The organism is Lysinibacillus sp. AR18-8 (assembly GCF_001705465.1).
Classification (GTDB): domain Bacteria; phylum Bacillota; class Bacilli; order Bacillales_A; family Planococcaceae; genus Lysinibacillus; species Lysinibacillus capsici.
In genome coordinates, this window is record NZ_MDGU01000009.1 from 121168 (window position 1) to 132995 (window position 11828).

General features: G+C 32.6%; 9 protein-coding genes. 4 read left to right on the plus strand and 5 right to left on the minus strand.

The features are described 5' to 3' along the window. Nucleotides 1-206: 206 nt before the first annotated feature. Together BFM98_RS08595 and BFM98_RS08600 are read right to left on the minus strand one after the other, a co-directional pair. Entirely contained in the window at nt 207-1385 is a 1179-nt protein-coding gene (locus tag BFM98_RS08595; RefSeq protein ID WP_066037109.1) for a tyrosine-type recombinase/integrase, read from the minus strand. A 68-nt stretch (nt 1386-1453) separates the two neighbouring features. Continuing rightward, nucleotides 1454-1639 (minus strand): helix-turn-helix domain-containing protein, encoded by a 186-nt coding sequence (locus tag BFM98_RS08600; RefSeq protein WP_066037110.1) that lies wholly within the window; start codon nt 1637-1639, stop codon nt 1454-1456. A gap of 602 nt (nt 1640-2241) precedes the next feature. Here BFM98_RS08600 and BFM98_RS23360 point away from each other — a divergent pair. The 4 genes from BFM98_RS23360 to BFM98_RS08615 all read left to right on the plus strand — a co-directional run bounded on the left by BFM98_RS23360 (nt 2242) and on the right by BFM98_RS08615 (nt 7793). Continuing rightward, nucleotides 2242-2430: a hypothetical protein gene (locus BFM98_RS23360; RefSeq protein ID WP_083225327.1), complete on the plus strand. Its 189-nt coding sequence runs from the start codon at nt 2242-2244 to the stop codon at nt 2428-2430. A gap of 174 nt (nt 2431-2604) precedes the next feature. Then, a complete protein-coding gene (locus BFM98_RS24540; RefSeq protein ID WP_175400729.1) occupies nt 2605-3081 on the plus strand; it encodes an IS3 family transposase in 477 nt (158 codons plus the stop codon). A gap of 534 nt (nt 3082-3615) precedes the next feature. Then, on the plus strand, nt 3616-4482 hold the full coding sequence (locus BFM98_RS08610) for a DUF4007 family protein (protein ID WP_066037111.1): 867 nt from the start codon (nt 3616-3618) through the stop codon (nt 4480-4482). Beyond that, nucleotides 4479-7793: a hypothetical protein gene (locus tag BFM98_RS08615; protein ID WP_066037112.1), complete on the plus strand. Its 3315-nt coding sequence runs from the start codon at nt 4479-4481 to the stop codon at nt 7791-7793. The genes BFM98_RS08610 and BFM98_RS08615 overlap by 4 nt, the downstream gene beginning before the upstream one ends. 351 nt (nt 7794-8144) lie before the next feature. Here BFM98_RS08615 and BFM98_RS08620 read toward each other — a convergent pair whose 3' ends face one another. Genes BFM98_RS08620 through BFM98_RS08630 form a run of 3 tightly spaced genes read right to left on the minus strand, consistent with a single transcriptional unit; the run spans nt 8145 to nt 11822 of the window. Then, complete coding sequence (locus BFM98_RS08620) at nt 8145-9041, minus strand: phosphoadenosine phosphosulfate reductase domain-containing protein (protein WP_254660012.1); 897 nt, start codon at nt 9039-9041, stop codon at nt 8145-8147. A gap of 52 nt (nt 9042-9093) precedes the next feature. After that, nucleotides 9094-10005: a phospholipase D-like domain-containing protein gene (locus BFM98_RS08625; RefSeq protein ID WP_066037113.1), complete on the minus strand. Its 912-nt coding sequence runs from the start codon at nt 10003-10005 to the stop codon at nt 9094-9096. Then, nucleotides 10002-11822, minus strand: a complete 1821-nt coding sequence (locus BFM98_RS08630; protein WP_066037178.1) for an ATP-binding protein — start codon at nt 11820-11822, stop codon at nt 10002-10004. Before BFM98_RS08630 ends, BFM98_RS08625 begins: the two co-directional genes overlap by 4 nt. Between the last annotated feature and the right edge of the window lie 6 nt (nt 11823-11828).

Below are 11828 nucleotides of genomic sequence, written 5' to 3' on the forward strand. Positions count from 1 at the left end.
TTTAGCAAATAAGACATTGTAAGACAACAAAAAACGCAATAGAGTTTTGATGCTCTATTGCGTATTAAATAAATATTTATTCGATTAGATATCGGGAGGTGCAGAGTGGAAAGTCATCGAATGAGAATTCCTTAGAGGCACTCTTCGTAACATTTTAAGTCCGGTATTTTCTTTTAAATTTCATTTTTCATCTGTTTTCCTCCTGATTAATTGATATCAAATTCTTTATAGTAATCAAGTAAACATTGTAAAGTATTTTGTTTTATTTTATTTGTAGCATGCGAATAAAACATATGAGTCGTATTCTCCTTTTTTGAATGTCCTACACGATCCTTAATACCAAAAAAGTCTGCTTCGGCTTCAAGAAGGTGTGTCACGTGGGTATGGCGTAAACCATGAACTGTAACATACTTGATATTAGCTTTATCAATAGCTTCAGTTAGATAGTCATTTGGAGAACTTGTTTTTAAATATTTATTGACTGTGTTATTGAAAATTATCTGTTCGTTATCCGATTTACGAGGTAGACCCAATTGCTTCAACTGTCCAATTTGTAACTCTTTCCATGTTTTCAACATCTCTAAAGTGTTATGGTCTAAAGGAATAATACTTCTAATTTTCCCTTTAGTAAGCCCAACATTTTCCCCTTTGTTATATTTTGAATAAGAGTATGCTGAATGAATCGAAAGTCGTCCGTTATCAAAGTCTACATCAGACCAGGTTAAAACCAATGATTCGCTTTTACGCATCCCTGTAAACATAAGAAGACGTAATAAACATTGTTTTTTATAATCTAGTTCGGGTAAAATTTGAAGTAATTTTTTAAAATCTTCTACTTCGTAGTAATTATCGTTTTGAGTATGCGGTGCTTCCTTTGGAATTCGTGCAAACTTGAAAGGGTTTTTATGAATATCGCCGAGACGAAACGCTGTTTCCATAACATCTGAAGCATAGTTAACAATATGATGAAAATACTTCAATTTTTTTGAAAGTTCGATAGCAAATTGCTCGCACATTGCGACATTAATTTTTCCTAATCTCATTTCGCCGAAGAACGGTAAAATATGATTTTTAAAATAACCCTCTGTTTTAGAATAAGTACTCATTGTAATGCCTGATACTTTATATGCCTCGTCCCAAAATACATAAGCATCTTTAAACGTCTTTAACATATTTGTGGGATTTAGCCCGTTACTAAATTCAAATTTTAACTTTTCAATTGCCAGCTCCGCTTGTTTTACAGTTTTAAATTTACTTCGAGTTACGATTTTTTCTTTACCTGTTAAAGGATTAACGCCTAGATATACGGTAAAACGAAATACTGTTGTTCCATCTTTTAATTGATATGATTTAATTTGTGGGTACTTTTTTGAAATATTTTGCATGTTATATATCCTCCTAGACTTAATTTTATTTCATTGAAGAGATTAGTTTTGCGCCGTAATTCCTAGATTTAAAAGCTATTTTGTTTCATAAATTCATCTAATGCTGATTTTGATACGCGTCGAATACGACCAATCTCTGCTACCTCTAACCCCATTGAACGAAAAGTCAATAGCGTTTTGTAAGATACATTTAAATACTCAGCAGCGGTTTTTAAATTCATCCATTCTTCATTTTCTAAATCACGTGGTTGCATCCGATTTTCCTCCATTTCTCTTGCTAGAAGACTTTATTCTAGCTATGTTGTATAAAAGCTGGAAATATAATAACAGCCATTTTTCGATATTCGAATAGCTACTGTTAATTTTTTATCTTTGTTTAAAAGTTTTTTTCAGCCCGATTTACCATCATAGTCAAACTGGAAAAAGCCTAGCTCTTCTAAAGTTTTTAATGCTAATTTAAAAGGGGGCAGTGTCATCCTCTCCTTCTTGTTCAAATTCATTAAGTTATTGTAATAAAATTCCAGTTAATCGTTTCAAATCCGCAAATTATTATATCTTTAGAAATTTTGTATTCTTATAGGTCTAAAGTATCTTTTTGGAGGTTGTGGAAATTGTTTTGTAATGAACAGTAAAAAGCAAAAAGGGCCCCCAATAGTAAAGACAAAAAAAGCATCTTCGATTGAAATTCGGGTATAGATACTTAAATTTCAATTTGGAGGTGTTTCTTATGGGAACAAGAGTGAGGTATCCATATGAAGTAAAAATGAAAGCGAATGAGATGCGATTAGCGGGTGTACCTGTTAAACAGATTCTATTGGAATTAAATATACGGCATAAAACATAGGTCTAAACTTGGATGCGTTGGTATAGAAATAGCGAAGTCAATCGTTTAAAACAACCTTTAGGTAAACAATATATCTTTAATAAAGGTCCTGAACCGGACAACGAACAAACGAAATTAGCATTGGAAAACCGTTATTTAAAGCAACAAATTGAGGTGCTAAAAAAGGACGCAGAGTTGGAGAGAAAGTTGTTGGAGAAGTAGCTGTACAGTTAGTTACATCACTAAGAGGCGTGATGTCTGTAAAGGACATTTGTCTACACTTTGGGATTGCCCGATTTACCTACTATCGTTGGAAACAGGCATCTACAGATGCAAGGTCTCGTCAAGCAATAGAGAAACGTATCGGCGAACTCTGTCGTGCATATAAATTTCGCTATGGGCTACAGAAAAATCACAGCACTCTTGTGTCAAGAAATGGGTATGAATCATAAAGTTGTTCAACATATCATGCAAAAATATGGTTGGCAATGTTGCGTGAAAGTCAAAAAACGGAAACGAACAGGACAACCTTACGCGATCGCCGCGAATTTATTAAATCGCGATTTTGAAGCCACTGCACCGTTACAGAAGCTCGTAACAGATAAGCCCGAATTCAAAAAAAAAAAGCGACCTTCCGGCACGCACGAAGAATGGCCAGCTTTCTTAGTTTTTTTCAGAAAGCTGGCTTTATTATGCACGTGTATAATAAAGAATGTGTATCGTAAACCGTGTGTTGTAATTGTACTTAGCTTAAATTTGTTCTGCACATGCATAATCCATTTATGTGTCTTTGTAGGCTGTAGATATTCATTCCTTTTAGTACTAAATATTAGCTGTTTAGGCTGCATTGTATTGAAAACAAACAATAAATAAACTTGCTTTTACTTCCATGTTTTTTTATTTTGCCATTGTTTTATCTTCCATTTTGATTGTACGTACAACACCTGTTTTCGTAGACTTTACATCTAGCTGATTATCTTTTTCCTCGTGAAAGACCTTTTTAATGCACAGTTCATTTGTTGTGAAGTATAAGTCATTTCATTTAAAGGCTAATGCTTCACCTTTGGGTATTATGCTAAATTTTGGTAAGGTGAATAGAGCATACGCTTTGTAGTTCCTATCTGGCTCTAGGCAAGAAAGGAGCTGAATAAGCTGTTCTTGAGTAGAGATGTTCTCCAAAACTTAATACCTTTGCTACAATAGTTCTTTTAGATGTGGTGGGGTGTTAAAGTGAAAGATTAGATATACTTAGAAAAAGGCTTTTTATTGCTAAGAAAAAATTAAATATAAGTGAATTTTAATAATTACAACTAATAATCATTAGATAATAATCCCCTAATACTATAGTTTTTGAGGTAAAATATTAACAAGTAGATTTTTACTATTTTATAAAGGTGGCAAGCACAGATGGCTTTTGGGCAACATCAAACTTTTTATTTGCGTCAACAATGGTTAAATAAAGGGTTGAATGAAATTAAAGGTAGACCGAGATTTTTCTACGAGGATAATCATTTTGAAGTTCTCGGCGTAGGTAAAAACATGGCGAAATCAATTCGCTATTGGTTGAGTGCGACGAAATTAACAAAAGAAGTTCGAACTACACAAATAGAAGTAGTCCCGACTGATTTAGCTGAAGTTATATCTATGAATGATCCATATATTAAAAATCAATTCTCATTAAGTTTATTACATTATTTACTGGTAACGGAAATTAATGAGGCGACTACGTGGTATTGGTTTTTCAATATTTTTAATGAACGTGTATTTACTAAAGCTATGCTTATTGAGCAATTATCAAAGTGGGTTGCCGAATCATTTCAAAAGCAAGTTTCTACATCAACGTTAAAAAAGGATATTGATTGCTTAATTCAATTATATACAGTGAAAGATTATAATAATCAAACGCCAGAAGACGTAATTAAAAGTCCTTTTGAGGCATTGGAGCTTATTCAAATGACAACTGGACAAAATTATATGAAATCTCCACTAAATTATAAGCCAAGTACGTCGATTCTTTATATTACGTTACTCAAATATTTTGAAAAGCATGAAGTAAATGAGATTAGTTTGAGTGAGCTAGTAAATAACGAAGAATTATGGGGGCGTGTATTTAATTTAGATAGGGATACAATTTTAACTTATATAGATGTAATTCAAGAGAAGTATCCGGTAAAGTTTACACGAACAAATCATTTAGATGTAATTCGAATAGAAAAAACATTCGAGTGGCTTGATGAATTGAAAGCGATATACGAAAAAGAGGTCATTTTATGATGAGTTTCCAACCAAGTATTAATATTTCTTATGACATAGGAAAGATGCAGCTCTTTGAAAATTACGTACCAAATATCAATCAATTAAATATTATGAATGCAATCTTAACAAACGTATGTAAAAATGAACAACATGCACATTTAATTGTCGGCCCTTATGGTGCTGGTAAGTCTTTAGTAGGGGCTATGGTTACTACTTTAGTTGTTCAATCAAAAACAAATAAAAAAGAATACAATCAGTTTTTTGAAAGCGTGTATAAAGTTAGTCCTGAATTAAATTTAAGTATGCGTTGTGCGCTTGTCGAGAATAAAATCAAGTGGATACCAGTCACAATTACAGGGAAAAGCGGTAGTTTTGAGACGGTAATTTTAAATAGCATCCAGAAAAAATTAAAGGAATTAGATATCCCTTTTACATTGAAGAACGATGCATTTTACATCAATGAATTAATCGAACTTTGGGAAAAAAAACATCCAGAAGTGATTCGAAACTTTGAGCAAATATTAAATAGACATGATTTTAAAATAGACGAGTTTGTTAAACGAATAAAAGAGAATGATGAACAAGCCATGTTAATGTTCAAAAATATCTATACAGAAGTTGCATTTGGAATGCCGTATCATAATCCAAATGCAATTGAATTTGTTGAGCAACTTGAATTTTTATTTGACGAGTTAGCAAAAAAGAAAATTGGTATTTTCATTGTCTTTGATGAATTCGGTCGCTTTTTACAGACGATTTCAAATGCGAAAATTTATGAAACAATGCAGCAAATTCAAGACTTAGCTGAGCTAGTAAATAGACAGAAGAATGCATTTGCACTGATGATTACACATACTGGATTACAGCAGTATGCAAACGAAAATACGATGTTAACGAAAAATGAGCTAGAACGTGTTGAAAAGCGATTCTTTGAGCATCGTTTAGAAAGTGACTCAGCAATTTTTTATCGTTCCGCTCATAAGATTTTAAATAAGGTGTCACAATCTGATATGTTTTTAGCTACTGACTTTGATCATTTGAAGTATAACATTTTAAAGTACAGTATGTTCCCTGAGATGACTACGGAAGAAATAGTTGGATTCATTTTAGAAGGATGCCAGCCAATCCATCCTTTAGCGATTCAAATCTTACCAAGTATGTCTAATTTACTTGGACAAAATGATCGAACATTATATTTGTTTTTAAATCAGTTTAAAAAGAAAGATTACGAAGGTTCTTGGTATTATGCAGATCAGCTATTTGATTATTTCTATCCAGATGATTCATTAATTTTCACGCTGGATTCAATGAAATATTATCGTTTAGCGATTAATTATAAGTTGTCAGAAAATGCTCTGCGTCTTGTTAAGTTAGGGACGTTATTAAACCTTATCAACAATCGCTTTACACTATCAAAAGACTTTATTCAGTTTGCATTAGGCATTGATGAAATCGAAGCAGATAAAATCATGCAAGAACTTTTAAATGTAAAATTATTGCGTTTTAATCCGTTTGTAAATGCTTATGAGTTGTACGAAGGTTCTTTGGTAATATTTGAAGATCTTTATCAAAATGTTGAAGGTAAAGTAATAATTAACAATGAATTACGTATTGAAGCAATTCAAGAAATATACGGAGAAAAATATTATTTGCCGATAGGTTATAATACTGCGAAAAGTATGACACGTTACATTGAAACACAATTTGCTTTTGCTACTCAAGATATTAAGGTTAATACATCAGCAGATGGAACGTTAATGTACATTTTTACGAAAAATGAGCAGGAGCGGGAACAAGTCAAACAGTTAATTAGTCACTATAATTCAGGGGATGTTTTATTTGGAATTGTTGACTTAGAGTTGGACAAGTTATTAGAACATGTAAATCAATATGTATTGCTGAATAAAATGCTGTTCATGCCAGAGATATTACATGAGGATGCCAACTTAAAGAAAGAAATATTAATTCGACTTGATGCAGTATCATACCGTATCCAAAAACAATTGCAACCTTTAAAGGAATTTAATCAAGACTATATTACGTTTTATATAAATAATGAAGTTGTGTTAATTTCAAACACTAATAACTTTGATGAGTACCTAGATAGGTGGATGTTTAAACGATATCCATTAACACCAGAAGTACGTAACGAAAGCTTCAACAAACGAAATATAATGAAAATACAACGTAAATCTTCAATTGAATTGTTAAATCAAATTTTGGACCCAACATTTGTAGGGGATTTTGAAGTTTCAGGTTATGGCCCTGATTATTTAATATATGCAACAACATTTAAAAATTTAAATTTCAACTTCGAAAACTTGGATGAACAAATAAACATAGAGTTAAAAGAATTACGTAGTAGATTAATAGAATTTTTAAATACTAATAGTCGTAGTACTATTTATCGTTTATTCTCTATAGCATTAGATGAACCATTTGGGATTCGCGAACCACTTGTTCCATTACTTGTAGTGTCGTTACTAAAAGACAAGTGGAATCAAATGGCTTTTTATTCAAAGGATTTTAGTATTACATCTATAACGGCAGAAATGCTTTATGAAATCATAGAACAGCAAGCGGAATTTTATGAATATGAAATTTATGTACTTGCTTATGAAGAACAGCAGGTGCTAAAAACGACGAATACAATCTTTTTTGAGGATGAAAATATAATTCATCCAAATATACTATTTAAGAAGTTGAACAAGTGGTTGTTAAGCTTGCCTCGTTTTACGCAAATTTCGAATAAGCAGGGTGATGACATAATCAAACTTAAGGAAATTATTCGTGCAAGTGAAACAGATCCTTTAGCAGCAAGTAAGAAGCTTTTTGAGATGCAGTTATCACAAATAAATTTAGAATCAATGAAAAATAACTTAGAAAATTTCTGTGAGCAATTTAAAGAGCAAATTAATAGAGAAACACTGTCTTTATTCAATGTAGATGAAATTGCACAAATTCGAAAGCGTCATAATGATGCAATTCAAAATTCACCACAGCTTAAAGAAATTGTTACGTTATTCGAACAAACAGAAGATATAAATGAAGTTATTTTAAAAGTAGTAGGGATTAGGTTAGAGAATTGGTCAGATGTAACTTATAACTCGTATTTCACAACACTTAATCAGTATTTAACTGTTTCTAATACTGAAGTAATTCGCTTAGTAGATGGAAATCAAGTTATTACGACAATACAAGAAATGGAGCTTTCAGTGAAAGGAAATACCATTTACAATCAGTTGCAGAGGATTGTAAATGCTGGTGGACGTACTATGAATGGAGAAGAAGTGAAGTATATTTTATTCAAATTACTTCAAAAACTTTAAAGTTCCAAAATGACTCGTAATTTAGAAGGTCATATTTTTTATCATATTTTCTAATTTAAAATGTAATTATAAAAAGTTTGAATATGTCTTTTAATATGAGAAATATAAATTTTTCATTTTCATCAAGAAATATTAAATTCTTTACTTCTTAATTGGGAAAGAGGGTGTCCGAAAGTTGGGGAATTTCTTGGACACCCTCTTACTATTTAATAAATGTATCTCTGAAAGTATTGTTGAGAAAGTCGTATCAAAATGAGCACCCTCAAAAAATACTTTTCATACCACCTCTTCAATTATTAAAGAAAGTATTAATTAGAATTATCTTTTCATTAATTTGATTTGGGAATATATTCAAGAGTAAGAACAAACACAAGGAATAGTATCATCTTTCTCACTCAAATACTTCTCAATACCATCACGTTCCATCATTTCACGATACTCACGTAATGTAAAAGCTTTACTGTTTCTTTTAAGAATTGAAACGTCTTTATCGAATTTCTTTCGGAAACGTTCTTCCATAGCTTCTTGTTCCATATATTGATCTGGCCAAACTTTATAAAGTAGAGCATAGTGACCTAGTCCGCCACGTACGCAACGTCCAGCACAATTTGCGTGCGAGAAGCCCAAGCCATACATGCGTGGTAAGGCAATTTTCCACTCATCTCGAATGATTTTTTTCGTATCAAGGTCTTCTGTAAATGTTTCTATCATTGGAAAACGTGTTGCAATCGGTTCAATTGGATTATGCTCGTAGAAATTTTGTAGGTTAATCGCACGATGAGACTCATGTGGACCAATACCAAAATAAAGAATTGGTTCTAAGTTATGTTCGTCACGCAGTTCTTCTAAATAGATCAGTGTTTGACGGACTTTTAATTCCTCAGAACATTTTGCCATACGTGAATTTCCTAAAAAACGTACATCATGAAATACTTCTTCAGGTGTACGACCATCTGTTCGATAAGTGATTTCCATACCGATATATTCAGCAACTTCCTCCATGAAACGATAATTATCGATATCTTCCCAAAGTGTATCAGTAAAGAATAATACACAGTTTTCCTTCCCATATTTTTGAACAATATGATAGGCAACATATGCAGAGGAAGCTCCTCCGCTAAACATTGCTACGTGTACATGTTTACGGTTATGGTTATTCTCAAGTGTACCTGCATTTAAAATACTTAGTGCATTAGAGCCACTTCCGGTTTTTTTAGTTTTTGCTTTATTAATAGAATCTATAGACATAAATAAAGCGACTCCTTTCAAATGAAAAACAAATAATGCCAAATAACTATCATTATAAAATTTTCTTATTTTTCCTTATTCGCTGTGAATAGTTTGGACGGTCAATTATTATTTCATCAATTTCAAGCTCTTGAATCCAAATTAGTAAGGTAGCTAATATATCCTTAACTTCTCTTCTGAATGGGGTAGGATCGTCAATTAATGCATTATGCAACATTGCTGATAATTCCCCAAAATATATTTCGTCATCAATTACGTTAATGAGCCATTTAAAACACTTTAATGCTCTGAAGCTTTTTTTAAGCTTCAGAGCATCATAGGATTCTTCACGCGTTAAGCCAAGTAAAGTTAAATCATTACTCTTGATATCGAACGTGTTGGAACTAATTAAAAAATCACATATCCAAAGATTTTTTATAGAATAGGTTTTAGTAAGATTTAATTCTTGTAAGAACCATTCTTGGAAAATGATATCTCTATTTTTTTCGATAATTTGATTTTTAAATTCTAACATGAGAGATGCATTCATCAGTATCGCATTATCAAAAACCTCGAGTATTTTTGTATAATCTGTTTGATTACAGGTGCCAGTAACGCCACTCTCAATATTTGAATGTTCCTTTATACCTAGGCCAGATAATGTAGCATTCGCACTACCGATAAAATATGTTTGTTTATCAAATACATATATTTTTGAATGCAAATCGAAATTGAAGTACATCTTCCATCCATTACTAACACAATAATCATAGAGTTCGATATCTGTACTATTAGAGAGAATATCTCCTTTTCTGAAACGAACAAGTAGAATCTTCTCCAGACGATTTGTTAAATGTGCATCTAATTCTTTTAAAGCTTCTATTTTCGCAAATGCTGAAACAACAATAAGTTGATTTGAAACTTTTACAAGTTTACCCCTGAGGAAAGGCATTATTTCTTTTGAATGTAAGATTTGCTGTGTCATTTTTCTAATCTTAAGAAATGTTTTGCGTATTTACCCCAATCTTCACGAACAGCTTGAACTTGATCACGGCGAATACCATCTGGAGTCTCATCTTCATATCTCGCCCAAGCAGCCAATAACAGCTTGATTCCTGAAGAGGCTTTTTCTAAACGTTCTTTTAGTCTTGATGTACTATTATCAGCACAATCCTCATCTAGTACTTCTAATAAATTTTCGAATGCAGGATGGTCTTTATTTAAAATAATATTAATTGCTCCACCCTTAGTTCGAACTGTAAAGAAGGCATTTCCTTCAAAAGCATTTTCGATAAAATTGTATTTAGAATTATGTGTAACAGAATGCTCAGCGACAATTTGAGCATTTGCGTTATCAACACCACTTGCAATAAGTGTTTCAGTAATTTCTTCTTTACGTTGTTCAGCAGGTTTTATTTCATCCGCATCACTACTGCCTATAAAGCCTAGTTCTTTACGTTGGTTCGTGATTTCGGTAGCTTGTTTTTCAACTTTTTCATTTTTTATAGACGTAACAGTTGATCGACTGCCTTGATTTTGATTTTTAATGATTTTACGGATAAGAACTAGTTGTCGATTAATGAAGTCACAAATCTCTATTAATGGAGTACGGGGGTCACCTTCTTCTTTATATTGTTCAATAATATCAAGAAGTGTTGTCCCTTTTTCTTGCTCCTTTTTTAAATTATCCATTATTGCTAAAACATCAGAAAAGTTACGTGCTGATTGTTTGTTATTAGTTACACCCATTAGTTCATCTAATGCGGGAGGGAATTCTATCTCAATACCCCACCAACGCTCAACTGGGTCATAGCTGTTGACCAATGTAGTATCCATATCAAGTTCGCGGCCAGCTCGAATTATTGAGATACCTAAATTTGAGTTTGCGTGTTTCCCATGTGGTTTGGCCCCTGTATTGATTCCATCTCTTGCCTCGTCAGTAGCATGAGAAAATCTTACGTAAATAGGATGAGTTTCACCGTTAAATGTAACGTTAAATTCTTTTTCATAATTCTCTATTCCAAAGGCAGGCTCAAACATCGGTTTGTTGTTATACGGCTCTGGACAACTTGTTTTTTCCATTAGATAGAGTGGATCATTGGGTAATGCAAAATGATGAGTAGCACCATCAAATAGACGAGTTTCATTAATCGTTGTAAAATCAATTTTTAAACTGTTATCATTTAAAAATTTTCGATACATTCTACCAATGATTAATTCTGAATGTGTAATTAAAGTTTGCCCTTTTGACCACATGAAACGATCAAGTTCAGACCAAACTACTAATGTACCAGTCTTTTCAAAATTTGCACCTTGTTCCAACCAAATTGCCGGAATTTCTTTTTTAGTTGGCGCAGGCATTTCTTGTAAGTGTCTATTTTTTACTTCCTCAATATCCAAATAGGTATGTAGTGCATTTTCAACACCATCTTGCCAACTCCAGACATCAACTCTTTTACATTGCGAAATAGATGAAGCTGGTAGGCCCATTCCGAAACGTCCGATACCAGTTCGTTTATTACGCTCTAAACGGGTACCATTTCCGAATTGTAAACATAGCTGCAATACATCTGAAGGCATACCTTCACCATTATCCAACACAGCTAATTGATGAAGTTTTAATAAGGTACGATTAGTACCAGCAACTTCTTTTTCTTTACAAATGATTTGTACGTAATTCGCATTAGCTTGAATAGAGTTATCAATTAATTCGGCCACCGCATATGCTGTGTTTTTATATCCATTGTCACGCATAGCCTCAATAGCTAAGTGTGCAGGTACATATGATTGATTATCTGTCATTGAATT